The following is a 25,460-nucleotide window of genomic DNA, read 5'->3' as shown; positions in this document are numbered from 1 at the left end:
GCGACACAAGTTTTACGCAAAAAAAAGACCACGCCTTAGCGTGATCCATTTATTCGGCTTACTGTACTTTCTTCAGGTTTTCTACACGAGCTTTTAACTTCTGACCCGGGCGAAAAGTCACTACACGTCGAGCAGTAATTGGAATATCTTCACCGGTTTTCGGGTTACGACCAGGTCGTTCATTCTTGTCACGAAGATCAAAGTTACCAAAACCTGACAGTTTTACCTGTTCGCCACTTTCCAGTGCCTTACGAATCTCTTCAAAGAACACTTCCACCGTTTCCTTGGCGTCCCGCTTACTAAATCCTAATTTATCAAACAGGTTTTCTGCCAGTTCGGCTTTTGTGAGCGCCATAAAACTTTCCTCAAAGCTATGTTAAACAATGCTACGTTAGTGTAGCGCCAGAGCAGTTTTACCCTACCAATTCAACAACATATCGGGGTTACATCAGGAAGTGTATGACAAGCTTATGATTTTCGCCAACTTTTTTCTTGGCGAACAAAAGGAATAGCACTATGTAAATTATTGTTAAACGCCAACATTTTGATATTTTTGTTTTTGTTTTCTCTTTAATAGGAAAAATATCCAGCCGATAAAACTAAAAGTAGTTTAAATATCAACATTAATCACTATTTAATAAAAATATCAGAGATTGGTTATTTAACAGACACTTGACATAGAACTTGTCGTAAATTCAGTGATTTGTATGTAACTCGATACGTAACAATTGAACTAAATGGTATGACCACCTGGCTTTGTAACTGTGCTTAGAAAGCTTGATTAAACCCACGCTTCTCACTGTTCAGCGATGACGCAATATATAAAGGTTGATAATGTGGTTCTTCGTGTATCTCCACACTAGCTCCTTACACTTCATCTAGGCGACCATGATTAATCAAATCATAAATATTCTTTTCCCTGTTTTTGCTCTTGTCGGCGTCGGCTATTTGGTAGGTCGTTACATCAAGCCTGACTTTCGTCCAATCAACCGCATTAACATTGAGGTTTTCACACCTGCGCTGGTGTTTTCTTCGCTCGTTAGCATGCCGTTAGACTCGAATCAGGGACCACTCCTTTTTGCAGCAATTGTCGCGGTTTTGGTTCCCGCACTACTCATGATCCCTGTATGTCGATTGACGTCACTGTCGTTTAAAACCTGGGCACCACCACATATGTTTCGCAATAGCGGAAACCTTGCTATTCCTTTGTTTACCTATACGTTTGGAGAAATTGCGCTATCCTCAGCAGTACTGCTATTTGTCGTGTCAGCATGCTTGCACATTAGTTTAGGTGTAATGCTACTTAGTCATGGCAACCCTTTTAAGCAAATAGTCAAGATGCCAATCTTTTTAGCTGCGTCGTTGGCTCTGTTTCTCAACGTGTCAAATGTGGGGGCATGGGCACCTTTATACGAAGCGACTGCTCTACTTGGCCAAGCGGCAGTACCCGTGATGCTTTTATCCCTGGGGGCACAAATGTGTCATTTAAGAGTGGATGGTTTAAAGGTTGGTGTATTGTGTACCGTGCAGTCGCTTGCAACTGGGGCGGTTGCATTTGCACTTATTTATTGGTTAATTCCCCTTCCAACGATGCAATTGCAAATGATGGTACTCTTCACAATGCTGCCACCAGCCGTCATGAATTACCTATTTGCGGAAAGGCTGAATATAGAGCCCATGAAAGTGGCGTCAATGGTACTATTTGGCAACTTTTTCAGTATTCTTACGCTGCCTCTTCTGCTTAGCTATACCCTCTCACTCGCCGCCTAGCTGCCAATAAACTTGCGTTAGCGTCTGTTGGCGGAAAAACGATATATGCCAAATCTCGATTAAGCGCTACCTCAAGTTTGGTCCAGATTTTTGAGGTTGTGGGAGGTGACGTAAACGGCCTAGTACGTGAATCACAATAAGACAATGCTCAACATAAAAAACCCTGCCGATTTGACAGGGTTTTTAGTTTCTTAAGAGAGATAGTTCATCTAACGCTTAGTCACGTAGAGACGCACCAAACTTCTCAGAAACGTGAGCAACGATAGCGTCTACCGCACCTGCGATATCTGCATCTTCAAGCGTGCGCTCAACTGATTGTAGAGTCAAAGCGATTGCTAGGCTCTTCTTACCGTCTTCAACGCCTTTACCTACGTACACGTCGAACAGTTTCGCATCTTTAAGGAACTCGCCACCTTGCTCTAAACAAGCATTAACGATGTCACCAGATGCTACCGCTTCGTCCACAACTACTGCGATGTCACGACGGTTTGATGGGAATTTAGAAAGCTGAACCGCTTCTGGGATCACTTTACTGTTGATTGCAGACCATTCGATTTCGAATACGATAGTACGACCGTTTAGACCGAACTTACGCTCAAGCTCAGGGTGAACGGTACCGATCACGCCTACTTCTTTGCCGTCTACGATGATTGCCGCAGATTGACCTGGGTGAAGTGCTGGGTTAGCTTTTTTGCTTTCAGGTGACAGTGCTGCGAAAGAGTACGCTTTTTCGTTCGCAGATAGCTCTAGAATCGCTTCTAGATCGCCCTTAAGGTCGAAGAAATCAACAGTGTTAGTTTCGATATTCCAGTGCTCTTCACCGCGAGTACCAGCAATAACACCTGCAAGCATAGGCTCTTGGCGCATGCCGTTTTCTGCAGATTCACATGGGATGAAACGTAGGCCGTATTCGAATAGACGAACACGTGGCTGTTGACGCTTCTGGTTGTGAACAACCGTGTTCAGCAGACCTTGGATAAGACCAAGACGCATTGCTGACATGTCTGCAGAAATTGGGTTTGGAAGCACTAGAGGCTCAACACCAGGTACCACTAGCTTTTGTTGCTCAGGCTCAACGAAGCTGTATGTGATTGCTTCGTGGTAACCACGGTCAACAAGAAGATCACGAACGCGTTTCAGTGGAAGATCCGCTTCAACGTGGTTGTGCATCTTAAGTGCTGCAGCTGGGTGTTGGTTAGGAATGTTGTCGTAACCGTAGATACGGCCAACTTCTTCAATCAGGTCTTGCTCGATAGCGATATCGAAACGCCATGTTGGCGCTACTGCCATCCAACCTTCTTCTGAAGCTTCAACAGTCAAACCTAGGCGCTCTAGGATTTCTACTACGTCAGCATCAGCAATGTGGTGACCTAGTAGGTTGTCTAGCTTCGTACGACGTAGAGCAACTTTGTTTGGCTTAGGTAGGTCTGCTTCAGACTCTACTGCAACAACAGGTGCTACTTCACCGCCACAAATTTCAACAAGAAGCTGAGTTGCACGCTCCATTGCGCTCACTTGCAGTGCGTAATCCACACCACGCTCGAAACGCATTGAAGAATCAGTGTGCAGACCGTAGCTACGAGCGCGACCACGGATGTGGTCAGGTGCAAAGAATGCACACTCTAGTAGAACGTCTTTAGTCTCAGTTGTTACACCAGACTCTTCACCACCAAAGATACCTGCGATTGCAAGTGCTTTGTTGTGGTCAGCAACAACTAATGTATCTGCGTTTAGTTCTGCTTCGCTGCCGTCAAGAAGTGTTAGCTTCTCACCTTGCTCAGCCATACGAACTACGATGCCACCTTCGATCTTCGCTAGATCGAATGCGTGCATTGGTTGACCTTGCTCTAGAAGAACATAGTTAGTGATGTCTACAACAGGGTCGATAGAGCGAATACCACAACGACGCAGTTTCTCTTGCATCCATAGTGGCGTTTCAGCTTGAACGTTTACGTTCTTAACTACACGACCTAGGTAACGTGGACACGCTGCTGGCGCTTTCACTTCAATAAACACTTTATCATCGATTGAAGGCGCAACTGCTTCTACTGATGGCTCAGTCACGTCAGCACGGTTTAGTACGCCAACTTCACGAGCTAAACCACGGATGCTGAAACAGTCAGCGCGGTTTGCTGTTAGATCTACGTCTACCGTTACGTCATCTAGACCTAGGAATTCACGGAAATCAGTACCGATTACTGCGTCTTCTGCTAGTTCCATGATGCCGTCTGACTCAACATCAATGCCTAGTTCAGTGAACGAACAAAGCATGCCGTGAGATGGCTGGCCACGTAGTTTCGCTTTTTTGATTTTGAAATCGCCTGGAAGAACAGCACCAACTGTTGCTACCGCTACTTTCAGACCTTGGCGACAGTTAGGTGCGCCACAAACGATGTCTAGAAGCTCTTCTTCACCCACGTCAACTTTAGTAACGCGAAGTTTGTCTGCGTCTGGGTGTTGACCACATTCAACAACGTGACCCACTTTAACGCCAGTGAAAGAACCCGCTACAGGAAGAACGTCGTCTACCTCTAGGCCGGCCATTGTAATTTGATGAGTGAGTTCGTCAGTAGTAACCGCTGGGTTTACCCACTCACGAAGCCATGATTCGCTGAATTTCATGTTGATGAACCCTCTGGATTACTTGAACTGTTTTAGGAAACGAAGATCGTTTTCGAAGAACGCACGTAGATCGTTCACGCCGTAACGAAGCATCGTTAGACGCTCAACACCCATACCGAATGCGAAACCAGAGTATTTTTCAGGATCGATGCCTACACTACGTAGTACGTTCGGGTGAACCATACCGCAGCCTAGTACTTCTAACCATTTACCGTTTTTGCCTTTCACGTCTACTTCAGCTGAAGGTTCAGTGAATGGGAAGTAAGATGGACGGAAACGTACTTCTACTTCTTCTTCGAAGAAGTTACATAGGAAATCGTGCAGGATGCCTTTCAACTGTGCAAAGTTTACGTTCTCATCAACCAGCATACCTTCCACTTGGTGGAACATTGGGGTATGAGTTTGGTCGTAGTCGTTACGGTATACACGGCCCGGAGCGATGAAACGGAATGGTGGTTTACCATTTTCCATCGTACGGATCTGTACGCCTGACGTATGAGTACGAAGCATCAAATCTGGATTGAAGAAGAAAGTATCGTGGTCAGTACGCGCTGGGTGATCAGCGGCAATATTTAGCGCATCAAAGTTGTGGAATGCATCTTCGATCTCTGGGCCAGCTTCGGTGTTGAAACCAAGTTCGCCAAAGAACTTCTCAATACGCTCTACAGTACGAGTTACTGGGTGTAAACCACCGTTCTCAATACGACGACCTGGTAGTGTTACGTCGATTGTTTCTGCTGCTAGTTTCGCTTCAAGCTCTGCACGTTGTAGTGCGTCTTTACGAGCTGCGATAGCTTGCTGAACGACGCCTTTCGCTTTGTTGATTTCTTGACCAGCTTCACGGCGTTCTTCTGGTGGTAGTTTACCTAGGCTTTGAAGTTGAGCAGTTAGCTCACCTTTTTTACCCAGATACTGAACACGCACTTCATCAAGTGCGACTAGCGATTCGGCAGCTTCAATTGCAGTGCTCGCGCTAGCAATGATCTCTTCTAGATGTTGCATCGTTTCCTCATCTACCTGTTGGTAGTGTCCATAAGGGAGTGATTGGTTTTTTGATAGCTGTACATAGTAGCCAAACCGGGCACCAATGCCAAATTGAATTACGAAAAGAAGAGGTTATTGAATAAAAAGAGCACAAAAACGTCAAAAATGTCATCTTTCATTAATCTGACGTTAAGTTGTGCCCTTTTGTTTTAGAAATAGTATTGAATAGATAGCTCGATAAAATCGTCATCTCGGGCGAAATAGAGCAAATCGTTTGGCGTTTCATTTTTGAACAACCAAGCATCAATTTGCCACTTAAAGTTATTCGATATTCGGCTCGAGGCTTCTAACTTGGCATTGTAAACATCGGCGTTATCTAAATCCTTTGTGATTCCCGTCAATAATTCCGTTCCGTCCTCGTCGTTGAGCGCCCAACGAATGCCTGCAAACACATCATTTTGACCGATAGTTTGTGCGTTATTCCCACGACTGTCATAGAGGTACTCACCAATAACCCCCACATCCCAAACCGAGTCAAATGCACCGACGAAGGTATACTCAAAACCCGTCACAAGACCGACATGATTATCAGCACTATCTCGATAAACACTTTCCAGTTTCCATAACCAATCGCCAACGATTCCTTGTACATCGAAACCGACATGACTCATCAGAGCGTAGTAAGGCTTTAATTCCCCGTACTCAAAACGAAAGTAAGGATCCCGGTTTGTTCCATATAAATAGCTCAGGCCTACGTCCCAATCGCCAAGCATTTTCGAATATCGAAAAGCCACATCTACCTGCTTTTCTTCTCTGCTTGATTCATAGATAGCATCATCTGAGACAACAGGTTCGGTTCGCAAGCGCCCGTCAGTACCCGCAAACGTTCGCTCCCTAAAGTAAGGTAATAACATTGCATGGACGGTGCCCCAATCTTTGAATGAGGTAAAATGCAACATCGGCTGACCGAGCTTATCTTCACCATCGACGGCTTCAATGGCGTCTGTCTGGTTTACTACATCAACCAAATGGGCGGATTCCGTCACTCCCCAAAAAACCTTACTAATCCCAACTCGAAGCTCATAATCATCCCAGTACGTCAGATAAAGCGCCTCTCTTATGTCTCCATGACTTCGCTCATCGTCTAGACTATCCAAACGATAGAAAGGTGTGAGGGTAAAGCTCGCATCACCATTTTGCATCTCCCAGTAAAATTCTGGCTGCAAAACCAATGACGTTTGCGCTTTTCTCTGACCCTGAGAGCCAGAATCAAAAAACTGACGATGCTCAATATTGACTTGTCCTGCAAGCTCAATGGCGGCAAGAGACATCGAATAAAGAGAGGTTGCTGCGCTAAGCAACAACCCAACATTTGATTGCTTCATTTCTCCTCCACTACCTCACTCGCTTTAACACATTCTTATGAAAATCATTGTCTTCTAGCCCAGTGTTAAAGCGCATTTCACTTGTTGTTAGCTCAGTGCTTTTTCCTGTTTGATGATTTGTCATCGCCATGGTGTGCGCTCGCCAATATTGGTTGAGGTACTGCTTGTAATCTGAGAAAGAAAGCGTTTTTAACAACGACCCTTTGCGATCGTAAAACTCAACTTTCAGTGGGCGATAATGCGCTTTATCTAACCACACCGTTTGCTTGGTATAACCTGAATTTTTGTCTGTAGGGATTTGCTCTATGACGAAAACATCTTGCCCATTTATGGTGTCATCTTTTATGTAATTGAAACGATATTTTTCGATCTCAAAAGAACTGAGATCCTCATACGCAAATTCACTGCCCATAAAAGGGCCTGATTTGTTACGCGAGGAAATACGTTTCACACGCTTCAGTGCTGGAAGGTAAAGCCACTGGTCATCGGCACCCACTGTATGAGAGTGGTTGAGAAACGCGGTGCCTTTCACATCTCTTGGTTCATCAAATATTGTGAGTCCTTTGTCACCATCGTCCTCAACTTCGAGTGATTGGAGGCGCATTAAACGTGTGCTACTTTCTCCTTGTGCGTTCCGCAGAATCATTTTCATGGTAGCAACAGAATCCCCCCACCCTTCATCACGGGCTTTGCGCTCTTGAGCAATTTCTAATCCTTTCGCTTCATCCGCTAACACCGCATGACTCATAAAAAGCGAGACAGAAAGTGCAGATACTTTTAAGGCATTTTTTAGTAAATTCATGTTCAATCCTTTGATTCGTTATGACTGAGTAACAGCCGTGGTTTGAGAGTCAGTTGATTTAAGCTTGTTTCGGCGGTCCACCTCGTCGTAGACGCCTTTGTCAAACAACATCAGTAGAGTCGGTAGAAAGATGAAATCCACAACAAGAGCAATGAAGATAACAATGGCACTCAACTGCCCCATATCGGCATTTAAGCGGAAGCTCGACATCGCCAGAACGGAGAAACCAGCAACAAGCACGACAGTCGTAATCCAAAGCGCGCGCCCCACGGTGCGAAAAGCGTAACGAACCGCTTGTTCCGCGCTATGGCCATCTTTACGAGCGTGTTGGTATTTAGAGAGAAAATGAACGGCATCATCAACCACAACGCCAAGCGTCAACGTCACAACAACAGACAACCCCAAATTAATTTCACCAGAAACCAGCGCCCAAATACCAAAACCAATAAGCGCAGGGGCGATATTCGGGACCAGGCTGATTAAACCGAGCTTGAACGAGCGTAAGGCAAAGATCAGTAATGCCGAAATTAAGACCAGAGTGATAGGCAAGGTTGACAGCATGCTAGCCATATTCGTTTCGCCAATATGCGCAAACATCAGTGATGGACTAGAAGCAACAACATCATACTGAGGCGCGTTTTCGTTAAACCATTGGTAAATACGATTTTCCAAATCAACAAGCTCGACGCTGCCCAAGTTCTCCACGGTGAGAACCATCTTGATTGACGACTTATCAACATTGATTTGGTTGTTCAAATCTAAGCCATACGGTAGTGACATTTCATAAAGCAGCAGATATTGAGCCGCTAATTCTCTGTCTTGAGGGAGCGAGTAATAAGCCTGATCATCTCCATGCATGTTCTTGTTTAGGCGCTTATAAACATCGCTCAAGGTCGCAACATGGTCCGTTTCTGGCTGCAACCTTAGCCAGTCAGTAAATTTACCCACGGTATTGAGAAAATTAGGATCCGCAATACCCTGCGATTCGTTAGTTTTTATCGCGATACTGATGTTCGCCATGCCACTGATTCGCTCTTCCATAAAATCAGCCGCTCGACGAAATTCATTGCTATGACCAAAATATTCGACGGATTCATCGTTGACTTTATTCAGCGGAATCAAACTCGCACTCGCGACAATAACAAGCACAGACAACGGCAATAACGCATGTCGCTTTGACACCACGAAATCCCCTAAGTGATCCATAAAGTGCTTTCTTTCATCAGCAGTGTCTGACTTCATCCTAACAGGAAGGATATGAAGTAACGCCGGAAGTAATGTGATGGACAGGAAACAAGCAATCATGACGCCAAGGGCTGATAGGTTGCCGAAATCTCTCAGGATTGGAGAATCCGACATATTCATCATTAAAAAGCCGATCGCGGTGGTAATGGAGGTAATCAGGATGGGCATGAAATTGAGCGCAATACTTCGTTCAATAGAATGGGCTTTACTAAAGCCGTTTTGCATTGACTGACGCATCGTCGCTATGATGTGTACACAGTCGGCGACGGCAAGCGTCATCACCAAGGTAGGCACATTAACTGTCGCCGTGCTTAAGAACATACCAGCCCACCCTGATAAGCCCATTGTCACCATAACTGAGCCGATAATAACGATGAGTGTCGCGATGACGCTAAGCAATGAGCGCAACATAAGAGTCAGGAAAACCAATATCACTAGTAGCATGGTCGGCACTAGCGTCGCGCTGTCATCTTGAGCTGCGGTCATAAACGCGTAGTTCATTGCAATAATACCGGCTTTGTGGAAATCAGTATCCGGGTACACTTGCTGATAACGCTCAATCATTCCGTTTATGTAGGCAACCACTTCTTGTACTTCAGCGGTTTTATCGACCTCAGGGAGTTGGACCGTAATATTCACGACCGTGACATCCCCTTTTTCGGAAATCAGTGAACTTTTCAGAACCGGTTCACTCAACGCAATACTTTTGACTTTCTCGATTCGCTGAGGCGTCAATTCATATTCGCTATACAGTAAATCTTCGACAAGAAGATCATCTTCAAACGCTTCGGTATGCTGGTAGTTAGCAAGGGAATCAACACGGGTGGAGTATGGGACTTGCCACGCCTCGTCAGTGATCTGCTGAATAAGAGATAAGGTGTTCGGAGTAAAAACAGTGCCATTTTTTGGCGCTATGACCAAAGCAAGACTGTCAGATTTTGCAAAGGTAGTCTGAATTTCATCAAACGCAAGTAACTGCTCATTTGTTCCATCAAAAAAGATGTCGTAATCCCCTCTAAAGTAAAGATTTTTTCCTCCAATAGTTGCTATAACAATCAATAAAACGGTAGCAAGCACAACCAACACACTGTAATTCGTTGGTAGCTTGACCCAGCCAATTCGGGCTTGTTGTTGAACGTTGTGATGTGGCATCACACTCTCCTTTTGTGACGTTTCGTCAAATTTAAAAACTAAAAAAAAACAGCGAATGCTGTGATAACCAGATAACTTCAACATATAAAAATCAGATCGAATTTATTTGGTTATATAAGTTAGTTTTTGAGTAACTTCCTATACTTCTCGAGATCGGTAACTTGAGTACCAACCTCTACTTTTTGACGATTCGTCATAATGGTGTAATAAAAAAGCCAACTAAAATATTAGATGGCCTCTATAACGATTAGCGATTCACAGACTCTAAATAAGCAAGCTCTTCGCTGAACAATTCCTGTTCCACTCGACGCCACGTTTTACGGTAATCCCACTCTGTCGATAAAGGTGACCACCCTAAACCATCAAGTAACATATTCGCGTTATGCAGTACTGAGAATGGATCTTGAATTCGCTGAATACATCGACTGTTCGATGCATTTTGCGCTAGAGCGTTTGAACCGAAGGCAATAGACCAGTTAGCAAATACGATGGCATCAGAACCAATTGCGGGAGAGAACTTAAGGTCCCCACATTCCACCGCATTATTCACCAGCGCATCAGCACCATCTATTACTTGTTCTTCTAAGTTATTCAATTCATTCACACGCTTAGGCGAAGCTTTCTCTAGGACCCAAGGCGTCTTTGCAACAATCGCACAGGTTGATAGTACAGGCTCCATACGAGCGTAAATACGATAACCTACATGCATAGCAATGATTTTTTCTCTGGTATTGCCATTGAACTTAGCGGTACGTTCGAAAAATATTGCCTCGCTTCTCAGCGAGTGAATACAAAGCGCAAGAATCACATCTTCTTTGCTGCAAAAATGATTGTAGATCGTTCCCTTCGAGTAAGGGCTTGCCGCTGTGAGCTTGTCCATCGTTAAGTTGGCAAAGCCTTGCTCTTGAACCAGAGACTTAGCCAATTGAATAAGCTCTATTTCACGATCAGCAATCGCCTGTTGTTTTTTAGTTAGCCCTGAAGACGTACGACATCCGTCTTGCTTGCTATCTTTTTTACAGCGAAAGTTAAACATAATCCTTTGATCCGTATACCAACACACTCCCAATAATTGTAACACGATTCTTGAATACAGGAACGCCACTAAATTTGACGAACCGTCACAAATGACACTTCGTCATAATAGATCAAAAAACAAACATTGCAAGTATGAATTTATAGCTAACCGAAAAATAAGCTTTAATTATATATAACCAAGTAACATCAAGATGCTTGGTTCAGCGAGAATGATTTGATTGTAAGGAAAGGCTAGAGTGGAGTGCGGGGACATAACCCCAAAAATCAGAACCTTAAAAATTGGACAACGAGTGATATTGAAATGATGTTATTCAAAAAAGCCCAAAACACTTAAAGTTTGGATTCAAAACAGTAACTGATAGATGCTCTATTTACAAAGTGTGCTCTGTCTTGGGCTTTTCTTTTACTGCTTCCTTTCAATATTAGAGCTGCAAAACTCAATAACATAATGAGAAAAGCGATTCTCTTTAAGTAAAAGACTGAATTTCTAAATCGAGAGGCTTGGTTTATCACCTGCAGATGCGATGGCATAACGAATATCGTCAATAAATCGCCCTTCTGTCTCGATAATTCCATCAGAGAATGTGACTGGTTGATGTGGCCCTGCAAGTAGAACAATATTAGTAAAATCAGAGACGTTGAAGTTCTCTGCCACAACATTTTTGGAATGAAAATCGATAACCGTTTTTGCGACTTGATCTTCCAATTGCAAAAGCTGCTCTTCGGTAATTTTCATGCGTGCCAAAGCCACACGAACGCATTTATCGTGGGTTGTTGTCTGTTCTTTTATGATTTCCGTATATTTATCATTGAGCTTGGAGTTTTCTGCATAGCTGTAATATAACGGCCCGTGCAACGTTATATTTTTATCTTCATCAACGTAAACAAGATCCAATAACTCCAAAGCTTTTAGGTAATCAGACATGCTCTGCTCAGACAAATCATACTTTTTCTTTAAAATGGAATATCCATCTTTGCCTCGCAGCATTCTCAATTCACGATAAAAATCGTAAAGATGGGGAAATTGAAAAAAAACTTCATCTTGCGTACGGCTAAAGTAATCCTCGTCTTCGCCTTGTAATTGATTCGCAAGCTTTTGTAGTTCATCTAACGTGCAATCAACAGCTCTACAATATTCAAGCAGTTTATCCAAAGCGAGATTTGTGCTTGTTAAGTGTCTCTTAAAAGTGGACAGCGGCATGCCCATTTTCTCAGATAGCTCTCGATATGTTAGCCCTTTTGTTTTAATCGCTTGGCGTAATGCGGCTAGCAAGTATTCGGGAGTCAGATCTCTCATCTACAATTCCTTTTGGCAATGTTACAGCTGTATAGTATTTGTAACAATTTAGAACCGCTTGGCAAGGTATAAGTTCATATTTTTATAAGAAAAACATGAATTAATATACTGAAAGGAGAATTCACACAATAAATGAAAAATTCAATATGAATTCAATTTCATTATGAATACAAAATAATAAACGAAATAAAAGTGAAGCAATTACTCTAAATCATCGCAATTAATTTTAATAGTAACGTAGAGTTGAGAATATAAACCTATTCGCTCTGCAAAAATCTAGAATAATTAACCTAAAAGGAACAGAACGGTAAATGCATAATAATTCACCACTCTCTATTAGCATTTTTGCACTGCTATTCAAGTAGACTAGTCCGCCAGTTTCACTGCAGTACCAAATGCCAAAATTTCCGAAGAACCATCTACGATTGAGCTTGTGGTAAATCGAATCCCTACAATTGCATCGGCACCTTTAGATTCAGCGTCTGCTACCATGCGCTGTATAGCTATATCACGCGCGTCGGTCATCATTTCCGTGTAACCTCGAATTTCGCCGCCAACAATGCTTTTGATACCCGCCATGAGGTCACGACCGATGTGTTTTGATTGAACAACATTGCCAGTTACAACCCCTCTTATTTCAGAGATCTGCTTGCCCGGAATGCTTTCTGTCGTTGTGTAGATCATTTTTAGTCCCTTATAAACGTAAAATATATACCCAAGCCATTTTATTACCAACAGAGCAGCGATCACTAATCAAATCGGGAAGACTGATAGACAAGATTCTGAATGACAAAACTGAAAAATATTTGGGTATATATTTTAGCAATAAAAAAGGAGAGCTAATGCTCTCCTTCTCTTAATCCTAAACTGCTAATTAAAGAGCAGCTTTCGCTTTTTCAACTAGAACTGCAAATGCAGCTTTGTCGAATACTGCGATGTCCGCAAGGATCTTACGGTCGATCTCGATAGATGCTTTCTTAAGACCGTTGATGAAACGGCTGTAAGATAGACCATTTTGACGAGATGCCGCATTGATACGTGCAATCCATAGTTGACGGAATTGACGTTTCTTAGCGCGACGGTCACGGTAAGCGTATTGACCAGCTTTAGTAACTGCTTGGAAAGCTACGCGGTAAACGCGTGAACGCGCACCGTAGTAACCTTTAGCTTGTTTTAGAACTTTCTTATGACGTGCACGAGCTTGTACACCACGTTTTACGCGAGGCATTATGCTTCTCCTAAACTAAACGATTGATAACTAAAAAGAATTAAGCGTATGGCAACATACGGATTACTGCAGCCACTTCACATTTTGGAAGGATTGCATTCGGACGTAGTTGACGCTTGTTCTTAGTAGTACGCTTAGTCAGGATGTGACGTTTTGTAGCGTGCTTGTACTTAATACCACCAGCAGTTTTCTTAAAACGCTTAGCAGCACCTTTGTTGGTTTTCATCTTAGGCATGATGAATAACTCCGCATTGAGTAGGTTTAATAAACAACGTAATTAGGGCGAACAAAACCCAGCCGTTATGCCTTTATCGAAAGGAAAGCGGCTAGGTTTTAATTACTTGATGAGCCGTTAATTACTTCTTTTTAGGGGCTAGCACCATGATCATCTGGCGACCTTCAATCTTCTTAGGGAAAGATTCAACTACAGCAAGTTCTGCAGTATCTTCCTTAAGACGATTTAGAACGTCAACACCGATGTCTTGGTGTGCCATTTCTCGGCCACGGAAGCGAATTGTTACCTTCACTTTGTTGCCTTCTTCAAGGAAACGCGTCAGGTTGCGTAGTTTTACCTGATAGTCTCCAATATCAGTTCCAGGACGGAATTTTACTTCCTTGATCTGGACCTGCTTTTGCTTCTTCTTCTGCTCTTTAGCAGTTTTGCTCTTCTCGAAGAGGAACTTACCATAGTCCATCACACGACAAACAGGTGGCTCGGCGTTAGGACTGATCTCAACGAGATCCATACCAGCTTCTTCAGCAGCTGCAATGGCTTCTTGAATCGATACAACACCAACTGATTCACCGTCAGCGCCTGTTAGTCGAACTTCACGAATACCACGAATTTCACCGTTGATACGGTGCGGGTTTTGTTTTACCGGCTGTTGGCCACGTCTTCCGCCTTTAATAGCTTATTCCTCCAGATTGAGCTTACGGCTAGAGATCTCGTCTTGGATGTATGCAATAAAATCATCCACTTTAAATTTACCAAGATCTTTACCTTTACGAGTACGTACTGCAATTTCGCCAGCTTCCATTTCTTGGTCACCAACAACAAGCATATACGGTACACGCTTCAAAGTATGTTCGCGGATTTTAAAGCCAATCTTCTCATTTCTCAAGTCCGCTTTAGCTCTAATTCCACTTTTTTGTAGTTTTTGTACTATTTCTTGAACATAACCTGACTGTTTATCAGTAATGTTCATAAGAACTGCTTGTTCTGGCGCCAACCAAGTTGGGAAGAAACCAGCATATTCTTCGATAAGGATACCAATGAAGCGCTCTAGTGAACCTAGAATCGCACGGTGAATCATTACCGGTACAAGACGTTCGTTATTTTCACCTACATAAGTAGCGCCTAGGCGACCTGGTAGGTTGAAGTCTAGCTGGACAGTACCACACTGCCAAGCGCGGTCTAGACAATCGTATAGTGTGAATTCAATCTTAGGACCGTAGAACGCACCCTCACCTTCTTGAATTTCGTATGGGATATCCATCGATTCAAGAGACTGCTTCAATGCTTCTTCAGATTGATCCCAGATTTCATCTGAACCTACACGTTTCTCTGGACGAGTAGATAGTTTCACTACGATGTTGTCGAAACCAAATGTTTGGTACGTATCGTACACCATCTTGATGCAGTTTGTTACTTCTTCTTGGATTTGGCTCTCAGTACAGAAAATGTGAGCATCATCCTGAGTAAAGCCACGTACACGCATAATGCCGTGTAGTGCACCAGATGGTTCGTTACGGTGACATGAGCCGAACTCAGCCATACGTAGCGGTAGGTCGCGGTACGATTTTAGACCTTGGTTGAAGATCTGTACGTGACCTGGACAGTTCATTGGCTTAATCGCGTATTCACGGTTCTCAGAAGAAGTTGTGAACATTGCATCAGCGTATTTATCCCAGTGGCCAGAGCGTTCCCAAAGAACACGGTCCATCATTAGCGGACCTTTTACTTCTTGGTAACCGTACTCATCTAGCTTAGCGCGGATGAATACTTCTAGATCACGGAAGATAGACCAACCATTGTGATGCCAGAACACCATACCCGGTGCTTCTTGCTGCATGTGGAATAGGTCTAGTTGCTTACCAATCTTACGGTGGTCACGCTTCGCCGCTTCTTCTAGGCGAGTTAGATGCGCTTTCAGTGCTTTCTTATCGTGGAAAGCCGTACCGTAGATACGTTGAAGCATTTTATTGTCGCTGTTACCACGCCAGTAAGCACCTGCCACATTCAATAGAGTGAAGTGTTGACAGAAGCTCATGTTAGGAACGTGAGGACCACGACACATGTCGATGTATTCTTCATGGTGGTAAAGACCTGGACGATCATCACGAGATACGTTTTCGTCTAGGATTTCCACTTTGTATGGTTCGCCACGTGATTCAAACGTATCACGCGCTTCCTGCCAGCTTACTTTTTTCTTAACAACTTCGTACTTGGTTTTCGCTAGCTCTTTCATACGCTTTTCAATCTTTTCAAGATCTTCTTGCGTTAGAGACTCATCTAGATCGATATCGTAGTAGAAGCCGTTGTCGATGGTTGGACCAATCGCCATTTTAGCTTGTGGGTAAAGCTGCTTAAGAGCGTGACCAAGAAGGTGAGCACAAGAGTGACGAACGATTTCTAAACCGTCTACTTCATCTTTTACTGTGATGATTTCAAGGCTTGCGTCTTCTTCAATTAGGTCACACGCATCAACGCGGTTACCGTTTACACGACCAGCGATCGTTGCTTTTGCAAGACCAGGACCGATCGATTGCGCAACTTCCATAGTAGAAACTGGGTTGTCAAATTGACGCTGACTGCCGTCAGGAAGAGTAATAATAGGCATGCTATGTCCTTTACAGTGGTGTTGCACACCAAGCAACACATGTTATTCAAATTAGAAGCTATTTGTTGAAAATAGTTGAGAGTCAATAAAGGCCTCTCGGTAACACGAATACCGGACCGTTATCGAAAGTGGGATTGTACCTAGCTCACATTTAGATTGCAAAGCGCGATTTTGTTTTATCATAAGAACTTAACCTCAGGCCTCGTTGCGACAATCTGATGATTCTTCTTAAGGGCTCACATAACTTGTAAACGGAGTTACCCCCTCCCAATAGAACTTAAATACACAACTGGTATAATACTTCCTAATACCTATTAACTAACACAAGACCCTGCACACCTAGTTCCACCTCAAAGTGCAATTTAGGTATATAGTTGTTTTATTGAGTAGTTTGCATGTAGGTGTTCATCATGATCTATTTCAAATCGCGCTTTATGGGGCTTCTAAGCACTTCGATATGCTGTGTATCAGCCATGGCATCAAATGACCTGTATGGGCCGCTACGTTCTTACGCACAATCTCCGATGCAAGTGGTTAGCCATACCAATATACTGCGCTCAGGACATAGCCTTCCCTCTGATTTTGTCGAAACCTATGGCTCAGGAACCGTGGCAAGTGTTTGGGCTCATACTGATGAATACGCACTGGATTATTACCACAACCAAATCGAAATTGGCAGCAAGTGGCAAATCAATAGCCGTTGGCAATGGGAACTCAATTATCGGTGGGTTTTTGCCGCTGATAACCATTTAGATGGACTGACGAAAAGCTTCCATAACCTTTTCGGTATCGGACAGAATGGCCGAGACAAAGTAGACAGAGATCGTTTTTACATTTCAATGCCGCAATATGATGTGCTAGAAGATGATTTCGAAGGACAAACGCTTGCCAATAACTTATCTACTTATTTGCAGTATCAAGTGTTTCAGAATGAACATCACGGCCTATCTATCGGTGGCAGCTTATATTTTAATGATGTTGCTCACGGGACTTTTCAAGGCAGTAATTTCGAGCAAGGTTTCCAAATAAATTACAGTTATTTGAGTGACGCCCATGCATTTTACTCGATGGTTGGCATGACTTTTCGCTCAGATGATCGCGCCTTGCTGGATCTACCCTATCGGCATAATACGATTGCCGTTGCAGCTGGGTACCGTTATGCATTGGAAGATAACCACCACCTGATGTTTGAATACCATTGGTATCAAGGATCGACAGAAGGACCCGCAGAGTTTGCTGATGCCTCTAATGAACTGGTATTAGGCTATCGATATCTAATGGAAAACTCCGCGCTTGAGTTTTTAGCCGTAGAGAACGCACGAAACATGGATAACAGTACCGATATCGCTTTCACAATAGGATATCGGTACATATTTTCATCAAGTTGATGAGAGCTATAGATTTAGCGTTGGTGCAACTGCGGCAGCGACTTGAGCATCGGTTGCATTGATCGGCAACGTAAACGAGCGATATTGGTCACCAGCCAAGCTGAGCGAACGGTCAATCTCTGCCAAACAATGCATGACCTGCCCTTCCAGAATAAAAGAGAGCTCAATTTCTTTTGATGAGATAAAGCCGCTGTTAAGGAACTCTAGCTCTTGATAAATACCAGAGCGAGAGGCAAACGAGCCACCGCGCAAAAAGCCTTTTTCAACATCGGCTTTAACCATAGTGAAGCCAGCTTGCTCGATCGCTTGAATAACCCGAGATGCTACTGGTAGTGGTTTCACTTCAATATAGTCACGGTCACGCGGGTCAATCGCAAAATCAATATCTAACGTCGTCTCGACCCAAACATGACATTGATTCTTAAGTGCGCTAACCGCAGTAATTGGCGTTTCATCATGCAGTTTTAGCTCAAACGGAATCTGCTTCTCTTCATTAGGTTGAATCACAAAGGGGTCTACCGCCTTCAGCTGATCAATAGTGAAGGTTTGGTAACTTACGCTATCATCCACTTCGACTTTCATTTCCGTGTTCAATTTAATCGTAATAGCATCAATTTGTTGTTCGACGTCTCCGCCTTTGATATGAACATGCCCTTTCAGCGTCGCTCCTTGAAACACGCTCATTTCGTCTAAAATCGTATCTACTTTTGCAGAACCGATCCCCAGTGATGCTTTCAATTTTTTAAACATGTTTTTCCTTTTTAGCGACTTTTCTTCTCATAATCGTTTGTTTACACAATTGTTTTATACTCTGCAAGCAATAGACCACAAGAAAATGTTCGAATTCCATCATCAATCCAAATAATACTCAGCAGCAAGAGTCATTCAGCCCCACAATAGGATTGTTCTGTCACTAAGTCGGGCGTTCGTCTAGAAATGTTTGCAATTTGTACCTAAATTAAGCAGTATTTGTATAGTCAAATAAAAGGGAACCATTATGTCTGCACCACTCTACATTCAAATCAAACAATTTATCCTCGATAAAATTGATGCTGGAGAGTGGATAGTCGGTCATCGTATCGCCACAGAGATTGAGCTTACCGAGCAATTTGGTGTCAGTAGAATGACAGTGAACAAAGCAATTCGGGACTTAGTTAATGAGGGCCGATTACAACGTCGCCCACGCTTAGGTACGTTTGTGTGTGATCCTGGTGAAAAGTCAGAATCTCCTCTGTTAGACATTCGAAACATTGCCGAAGAAATCAGCGACCGAGGGCGACAATATAGCAGTAAAGTGCTCAAACAAGTTGCCATAAAAGCAGATGACAGCATTGCGACAAAACTCGGCGTCATGCTTGGCACAACGGTGTTTTACAGTGAAATCATTCACTATGAAGATCAAACGCCTATTCAATTAGAACTCCGCTGGGTGAACAGCCAATATGCCCCGAGTTATTTAAATCAAGACTTCACACAAATCACTCCGAATCAATACCTGTCAGATAATTGCCCACTCAACGCTATTGAACATACTGTAGAGGCAATTGTGCCTGACGGCCGTATTAAGCAAGACTTAAAAATGCAAGCTAATGAGCCTTGCCTTCTCTTGAATCGCAGAACGTGGAGCCAAGATAAGTTAGTCAGTACCGCCCTACTTTATCACCCTGGTAACAAATATAAGCTGAGCTCAAAAGTGCTCATTTAATGACAAGATTGGTCCTCTAGATCTACGTTTTGATCACATTTTAGCAACATCAATCTTGTCAGTGTTCTTATTTTGCTCTATTTATTTGTATATACATTTAATGATACAAATAAACACAGGGACACAAACATGGATTTGCTGATTGAAAACGCACGTCTGGTCACCATGCAACCGGGAGAGCGCGGTTATCTGCCAACGTCTCCTGCTCGTATTGGCATTCAATCTGGAAAAATCGTTGCGATCAGCACCTGTGCAATTGGTGAAGACGAACCGCCAACCGAGTCTCTGCTGTCTGCCCAACATTACGCTCAGAGTATCGACCTTCAAGGCAAGTTAGTTCTGCCAGGTTTGATCGACTGCCACACTCATCTTATTTATGCGGGCAATCGTGCCAACGAATTTGAAATGCGCTTAAACGGCGTGCCATATCAAGAAATTTCCAAACAAGGCGGTGGGATACTTTCAACGGTGCATGCGACGCGTTCAGCAACCGAAGCGCAATTAGTTGAGTTAGCGTTGCCACGTTTAGACGGGCTACTCGCGAGCGGCGTCACTTCTGTCGAAGTGAAATCAGGCTACGGATTGACACTGAATGACGAAGTAAAAATGCTCCGTGCAGCCAAAATGCTTGAACAAGAGCGCAAAGTTAAAATCACCACTACACTTCTTTCCGCTCACGCCATTCCGCCGGAGTTCCAAGGCCGTGCAGATGACTATATTGAGCACATTTGTCAGGACATAATCCCTGTCGTCGCAAAGGAAGAGTTAGCCACGAGTGTCGATGTTTTTTGTGAATCGATTGGCTTCAATCTTGAACAAACAGAAAAAGTGTTTATAGCTGCAAAACGCCACGGCTTAAAGGTTAAAGGGCATACAGAGCAACTTTCGAATCTCGGTGGTACAGCCCTCACTGCTCAATACAACGGTTTGTCAGCGGATCACATCGAGTTTTTAGATGAGCAAGGTGTTAAAGCACTTGCTCGCTCAAACACTGTCGCCACTCTACTGCCTGGCGCTTTTTATTTTCTAAGAGAAACTCAGTTACCACCGATTGAGTTGTTGAGAGAGTATAACGTACCGATGGCAATTGCTACGGACGTTAACCCAGGTACATCACCGTTTTCTGATCTCACACTCATGCTGAATATGGCGTGCACACTATTTCGCCTTACACCGCAAGAAGCACTGCGTGGTGTAACGCAACATGCAGCCAAAGCTCTGGGTTATCAAAACTCACGTGGCACCATCAAAGTAGGGTTTGATGCGGACTTCTCTATCTGGGATATCGAAAGCCCTGCAGATTTAAGCTATCAAGTCGGAGCAAAACGTCTGGTAGGTCGTATAGTAAATGGTGAATACATTTCACACGGAGGCCAATAATATGTCTCAATTCGACTTACACTCTCCCCTATTTCATTGGCAAGGCCGTCATGATGCCGAGGACGGCAAACTTGGTCAGCGAATTCATCACGTGGTTCAACGCCAGAAAGCAGATGAGTTAGGGGCAGTTGCGCATGGCGTCTCATTACTGGGTTTTGCTACCGACGCTGGCGTAGCCAGAAACAAAGGACGCATTGGTGCGAAAAAAGCGCCAGATTTAATCCGACGAGCACTCGCTAATTTAGCATGGCACCAAGACGTCCCACTATATGACTTAGGCACCGTGGTGTGCGAAGACGACTTACTGGAAGAGAGCCAATCTCTATGTGCGGCAACCATTTCAAGCGCACTACCTCATACGCCTGTCATCGTGTTAGGTGGCGGGCATGAGATTGCGTGGGCCTCGTTTTCCGGCTTAGCGGAGTATTTTAAAGCGTACTATCCAGAGAAGAAGCCTAAAATCGGTATCATAAATTTCGATGCGCATTTCGATTTACGCGCATTCGAGAGCAGCATCGCCGACATCAAACCAAGCTCTGGCACTCCCTTCAACCAAATTCATCATTTTTGCCAACGCAATGATTGGGACTTTCATTACGCTTGCATTGGCGTAAGCCGCAGTAGCAACACTAAAGCGCTGTTTGAAAAAGCAGATGCGTTAAATGTTTGGTATGTAGAAGACAATCAGCTTTGTTACCTAAACCACAGTTATCACTTAACTCAGCTTCAGCATTTTATTGACGACTGTGACTACCTCTATTTGACCATTGATCTGGATGTATTCCCTGCCGCAACCGCACCTGGAGTCAGCGCACCAGCAGCTCGGGGAGTGAGTTACGACACAGTTGCACCCTTTTTAGATCGAATTCTTCATTACAAAAATAAGTTAATGCTGGCTGATATCGCCGAATACAACCCAAATTATGACGTCGATAGTCAAACTGCACGATTAGCTGCCCGTTTGTGTTGGGATATCGCCAACGCGATGGCGGAAAAGCAACACAAACCATAACGCATCCTAGATGCCACTTATTATTACGACCAAGCAAGTACTTGGTCATCACGAGAAACTAAAGGAGTCTGAAATGACACAGCGCCAGGGACAAGATCCACGACTTGATACAAGCAGAACAATTCGTGCACCTCACGGAGATAAACTGCGCGCAAAATCTTGGCTAACCGAAGCCCCTCTTCGTATGCTGATGAACAACCTCGATCCTGATGTTGCAGAACATCCACATTCGCTGGTTGTATATGGCGGCATTGGCCGTGCAGCACGAAACTGGGAATGTTACGACAAGATTGTTGAAGTACTTGAAAGACTCGAAGATGACCAAACGCTTTTAGTTCAATCAGGCAAGCCTGTTGGTGTTTTCCCTACCCATAAAAACGCCCCACGCGTGCTTATCGCAAACTCAAACCTCGTTCCTCATTGGGCAAACTGGGAACACTTCAACGAGCTCGATAAACAAGGCTTGATGATGTACGGCCAAATGACCGCTGGCAGCTGGATATACATTGGCTCACAAGGCATCGTCCAAGGCACATACGAAACATTCGTATCTGTTGCGAAAAAGCACTTTGACGGCGAAGCAAAAGGCCGATGGATTCTAACTGGCGGTCTTGGTGGTATGGGTGGTGCTCAGCCTCTAGCTGGTACGATGGCGGGCTTCTCCATGATTGCGGTAGAGTGTGATGAATCGCGTATCGATTACCGCCTACGTACAGGCTATGTCGATAAGAAAGCGACGTCTTTAGATGAAGCGCTTGCTATCATCAAAGAATCAGACACACCAGTATCAGTTGGTCTACTAGGTAATGCAGCAGACGTTTTCTCTGAGTTGGTAGAACGTAATATCACGCCTGATGTAGTAACAGACCAAACATCTGCACACGACCCGCTCAATGGCTACTTACCACAAGGCTGGAGCATGTCTCACGCGGCAGAAATGCGTTTGCAAGATGAAGCAATGGTTGTTAAAGCAGCCAAAAAATCCATGGCAGTGCAAGTTCAAGCCATGTTAGAGCTACAAAATCGCGGCGCCGCAACACTCGACTACGGTAACAACATCCGCCAGATGGCCTTGGAAGAAGGCGTAAAAAACGCATTTGATTTCCCTGGCTTCGTTCCAGCCTACATTCGCCCTCTATTCTGCGAAGGTATTGGTCCTTTCCGCTGGGCCGCTCTCTCTGGCGATCCTGAGGATATCTATAAAACCGACCAAAAAGTAAAAGAGCTAATTCCAGATAATCCACACTTACATAACTGGCTAGATATGGCGCGCGAGCGCATTCAGTTCCAAGGTTTACCTGCACGTATTTGCTGGGTTGGTCTTAAAGATCGTGAGCGTCTTGGTCAAGCATTCAACGAAATGGTGAAAAATGGCGAACTTAAGGCGCCTGTTGTCATTGGTCGTGACCACTTAGACTCTGGCTCCGTAGCAAGCCCGAACCGAGAAACAGAAGGCATGATGGACGGTTCTGACGCCGTATCAGACTGGCCACTATTAAACGCACTACTCAATACGGCGGGCGGCGCAACTTGGGTTTCACTGCACCACGGTGGTGGCGTAGGTATGGGCTTCTCGCAACACTCAGGTATGGTTATCTGCTGTGACGGCAGTGAAGATGCCTCAAAACGTATTGCCCGCGTGCTGCATAACGACCCAGCAACAGGCGTGATGCGTCATGCTGATGCGGGATACGATATTGCTAAACAATGTGCAGCAGAGCAAGGGCTAGATTTGCCAATGCTCAACGAAGAACTGAAGAAGCTCAAGTAAGGATGAAAGAGATGTTAAATTTAACGCTAAAGCCAGGTCATATTAGCTTAAACGAACTACGCCAAGTGAGCCGTTCACCAGTCAACCTTACTTTGGATCCTGAAGCCATTCCGGCCATTGAAGAAAGCACACAGGTCGTAGACCGAGTCATCGCGGAAGATCGAACGGTTTACGGAATTAACACTGGTTTTGGACTATTGGCTAACACACGAATAGCACCAGAAGATTTAGAAACACTGCAACGCAGTATCGTTCTTTCTCATGCGGCAGGTATCGGTGAGTTTATGTCAGATGAAACGGTTCGTCTGATGATGGTATTAAAAATCAATAGTCTGTCTCGTGGTTTTTCTGGTATTCGCCTAAAAGTCATTAATATGCTGACCGACCTAGTTAACGCACAAGTTTACCCTTGCGTACCTAAAAAGGGCTCTGTCGGCGCATCAGGTGACTTAGCTCCTCTGGCCCATATGAGCACAGTATTACTAGGTGAAGGACAAGCTCGTCACAACGGTAACATCATTTCTGGGCAAGAAGCGTTAAAAATCGCTGGTCTAGAACCCATTACTCTGGCGCCGAAAGAAGGCTTAGCGCTGCTAAATGGTACCCAGGCATCAACAGCGTTCGCATTAGAAGGTCTGTTTATCGCGGAAGATCTTTTCGCTTCGGCTACAGTATGTGGCGCAATGTCTGTCGAAGCCGCTCTCGGCAGCCGACGTCCATTCGATCCGCGCATTCATCGTGTACGTGGTCATCGCAGCCAAATGGACGCTGCACTGGCCTATCGTCATCTATTGGATACATCAAGTGACATTGGTGATTCGCATACTAACTGTGAAAAAGTGCAAGACCCGTATTCTTTGCGCTGTCAACCTCAAGTAATGGGGGCGTGTTTACAGCAAATCCGCAACGCTGCAGAAGTATTGCAAGTAGAAGCAAACTCCGTATCAGATAACCCGTTGGTGTTTGCTGAAGATGACGACATCATCTCTGGCGGTAACTTCCACGCTGAGCCTGTTGCAATGGCAGCTGACAACCTAGCACTGGCGATTGCTGAGATCGGCAGCCTGTCTGAACGTCGTATGGCATTGCTTATCGATAGCGCATTATCAAAATTACCACCGTTCTTAGTCGATAATGGTGGTGTGAACTCTGGTTTCATGATTGCCCAGGTCACCTCTGCTGCGCTAGCAAGCGAAAACAAAACGCTCGCTCACCCAGCGTCAGTAGACAGCTTGCCAACATCAGCAAACCAAGAAGATCACGTTTCAATGGCAACCTTCGCGGCTCGCAGATTGAAAGAAATGGGAGAAAACACTCGCGGTATTCTAGCGGTCGAATACCTATCAGCAGCACAAGGCCTAGACTTTAGAGCACCAAACAAGTCCTCTGAGCGTATCGAGATTGCCAAACAAATGTTGCGTGAAAAAGTATCGTTCTACGATAAAGATCGCTACTTTGCGCCGGACATTGAACAGGCCAATACTCTGCTTAAGCTGGCTATTCACAACACGCTCATGCCAGAGAGCCTGTTACCAAGTGTTCAGTAATCCAGCATTACTAGCACTTAACCTAAAAACCGGATGATAATTTGAAGGCTCCACGTTTCGCGTGGAGCTTTTTTATCTCCTCATTAAACGTATTCCTAGCGATCTTTATGAACACTTGCATATTGTTATTGCTATACTTTTAAAAACAGCCGGCGTAATAAAGTCGCTGTTTATTGCTTTCACAAATAAAAGCGTTGCTAAAGTATGCGTTTTTAACGATTTATCCGCCGAAATAGTGTCTTATTGTTAGGATACGGTGAAGTTTTCACTGGATGGACCATTGCTACGCAGATA

At 44.2% G+C, this 25,460-nt stretch carries 21 protein-coding genes; 7 read left to right on the top strand and 14 right to left on the bottom strand.

The features are described from left to right. Positions 1-58: 58 nt before the first annotated feature. The gene (gene ihfA / locus ACZ5ZC_RS14320; protein ID WP_005377899.1) at positions 59-355 is read right to left on the bottom strand and encodes an integration host factor subunit alpha; all 297 of its coding nucleotides are present in this window, start codon (positions 353-355) and stop codon (positions 59-61) included. A 533-nt stretch (positions 356-888) separates the two neighbouring features. Between ihfA and ACZ5ZC_RS14315 the strand changes: the two genes are divergently transcribed. Then, positions 889-1,770 (top strand): AEC family transporter, encoded by an 882-nt coding sequence (locus ACZ5ZC_RS14315; protein WP_047008656.1) that lies wholly within the window; start codon positions 889-891, stop codon positions 1,768-1,770. Positions 1,771-1,986: 216 nt separating this feature from the next. On the opposite strand, the gene pheT is transcribed toward ACZ5ZC_RS14315, so the two are convergent. The 12 genes from pheT to thrS form a co-directional block, all read right to left on the bottom strand. Then, positions 1,987-4,392, bottom strand: a complete 2,406-nt coding sequence (gene pheT / locus ACZ5ZC_RS14310; protein WP_054867344.1) for a phenylalanine--tRNA ligase subunit beta — start codon at positions 4,390-4,392, stop codon at positions 1,987-1,989. Between the two features lie 18 nt (positions 4,393-4,410). Beyond that, positions 4,411-5,394: a phenylalanine--tRNA ligase subunit alpha gene (gene pheS / locus ACZ5ZC_RS14305; protein WP_005385470.1), complete on the bottom strand. Its 984-nt coding sequence runs from the start codon at positions 5,392-5,394 to the stop codon at positions 4,411-4,413. 191 nt (positions 5,395-5,585) lie between these two features. After that, a complete protein-coding gene (locus ACZ5ZC_RS14300; RefSeq protein WP_464932013.1) occupies positions 5,586-6,761 on the bottom strand; it encodes a hypothetical protein in 1,176 nt (391 codons plus the stop codon). Between the two features lie 10 nt (positions 6,762-6,771). Next, positions 6,772-7,563, bottom strand: a complete 792-nt coding sequence (locus ACZ5ZC_RS14295; protein ID WP_464932012.1) for an outer membrane lipoprotein-sorting protein — start codon at positions 7,561-7,563, stop codon at positions 6,772-6,774. An 18-nt stretch (positions 7,564-7,581) separates the two neighbouring features. Next, positions 7,582-9,960: an efflux RND transporter permease subunit gene (locus ACZ5ZC_RS14290; protein WP_464932011.1), complete on the bottom strand. Its 2,379-nt coding sequence runs from the start codon at positions 9,958-9,960 to the stop codon at positions 7,582-7,584. A 247-nt stretch (positions 9,961-10,207) separates the two neighbouring features. Further along, positions 10,208-10,996, bottom strand: a complete 789-nt coding sequence (locus ACZ5ZC_RS14285; RefSeq protein WP_005395898.1) for a TetR/AcrR family transcriptional regulator — start codon at positions 10,994-10,996, stop codon at positions 10,208-10,210. 489 nt (positions 10,997-11,485) lie between these two features. After that, complete coding sequence (locus tag ACZ5ZC_RS14280) at positions 11,486-12,295, bottom strand: helix-turn-helix domain-containing protein (protein WP_006741660.1); 810 nt, start codon at positions 12,293-12,295, stop codon at positions 11,486-11,488. 366 nt (positions 12,296-12,661) lie between these two features. Continuing rightward, positions 12,662-12,979, bottom strand: coding sequence for a heavy metal-binding domain-containing protein (locus ACZ5ZC_RS14275; protein WP_005377919.1), 318 nt, complete (start codon positions 12,977-12,979; stop codon positions 12,662-12,664). Between the two features lie 190 nt (positions 12,980-13,169). After that, the gene (gene rplT, locus ACZ5ZC_RS14270) at positions 13,170-13,523 is read right to left on the bottom strand and encodes a 50S ribosomal protein L20 (protein WP_004727974.1); all 354 of its coding nucleotides are present in this window, start codon (positions 13,521-13,523) and stop codon (positions 13,170-13,172) included. Positions 13,524-13,563: 40 nt separating this feature from the next. Beyond that, positions 13,564-13,758: a 50S ribosomal protein L35 gene (gene rpmI / locus ACZ5ZC_RS14265; RefSeq protein ID WP_005377932.1), complete on the bottom strand. Its 195-nt coding sequence runs from the start codon at positions 13,756-13,758 to the stop codon at positions 13,564-13,566. A 121-nt stretch (positions 13,759-13,879) separates the two neighbouring features. Then, positions 13,880-14,431, bottom strand: a complete 552-nt coding sequence (infC, locus tag ACZ5ZC_RS14260; RefSeq protein ID WP_074191168.1) for a translation initiation factor IF-3 — start codon at positions 14,429-14,431, stop codon at positions 13,880-13,882. Between the two features lie 3 nt (positions 14,432-14,434). Beyond that, positions 14,435-16,363: a threonine--tRNA ligase gene (thrS, locus tag ACZ5ZC_RS14255; protein ID WP_005395892.1), complete on the bottom strand. Its 1,929-nt coding sequence runs from the start codon at positions 16,361-16,363 to the stop codon at positions 14,435-14,437. A 410-nt stretch (positions 16,364-16,773) separates the two neighbouring features. On the opposite strand from thrS, the gene ACZ5ZC_RS14250 reads away from it, so the two are divergent. Then, positions 16,774-17,751, top strand: coding sequence for a DUF3187 family protein (locus ACZ5ZC_RS14250; protein ID WP_046874835.1), 978 nt, complete (start codon positions 16,774-16,776; stop codon positions 17,749-17,751). 6 nt (positions 17,752-17,757) lie between these two features. Here ACZ5ZC_RS14250 and ACZ5ZC_RS14245 read toward each other — a convergent pair whose 3' ends face one another. Continuing rightward, the gene (locus ACZ5ZC_RS14245) at positions 17,758-18,501 is read right to left on the bottom strand and encodes a sporulation protein (RefSeq protein ID WP_464932010.1); all 744 of its coding nucleotides are present in this window, start codon (positions 18,499-18,501) and stop codon (positions 17,758-17,760) included. A gap of 247 nt (positions 18,502-18,748) precedes the next feature. On the opposite strand from ACZ5ZC_RS14245, the gene hutC reads away from it, so the two are divergent. The 5 genes from hutC (at position 18,749) to hutH (ending at position 25,166) form a co-directional block, all read left to right on the top strand. Beyond that, complete coding sequence (gene hutC / locus ACZ5ZC_RS14240; protein ID WP_464932009.1) at positions 18,749-19,456, top strand: histidine utilization repressor; 708 nt, start codon at positions 18,749-18,751, stop codon at positions 19,454-19,456. A 129-nt stretch (positions 19,457-19,585) separates the two neighbouring features. Beyond that, positions 19,586-20,836 carry an imidazolonepropionase gene (gene hutI, locus ACZ5ZC_RS14235; RefSeq protein ID WP_464932008.1) on the top strand — a complete coding sequence of 417 codons (1,251 nt, stop codon included), beginning with the start codon at positions 19,586-19,588 and terminating at the stop codon, positions 20,834-20,836. Position 20,837: 1 nt separating this feature from the next. Continuing rightward, the gene (gene hutG / locus ACZ5ZC_RS14230) at positions 20,838-21,848 is read left to right on the top strand and encodes a formimidoylglutamase (RefSeq protein WP_464932006.1); all 1,011 of its coding nucleotides are present in this window, start codon (positions 20,838-20,840) and stop codon (positions 21,846-21,848) included. 73 nt (positions 21,849-21,921) lie between these two features. After that, on the top strand, positions 21,922-23,619 hold the full coding sequence (hutU, locus tag ACZ5ZC_RS14225) for a urocanate hydratase (RefSeq protein WP_464932005.1): 1,698 nt from the start codon (positions 21,922-21,924) through the stop codon (positions 23,617-23,619). 11 nt (positions 23,620-23,630) lie between these two features. Beyond that, complete coding sequence (hutH, locus tag ACZ5ZC_RS14220; protein ID WP_012841910.1) at positions 23,631-25,166, top strand: histidine ammonia-lyase; 1,536 nt, start codon at positions 23,631-23,633, stop codon at positions 25,164-25,166. The last annotated feature ends 294 nt before the right edge of the window (positions 25,167-25,460 follow it).

It is taken from the genome of Vibrio sp. JCM 18905, from assembly GCF_055393305.1.
Note: the sequence above shows the minus strand (reverse complement) of the source record. Positions and strands in the feature narration are given on the sequence as shown.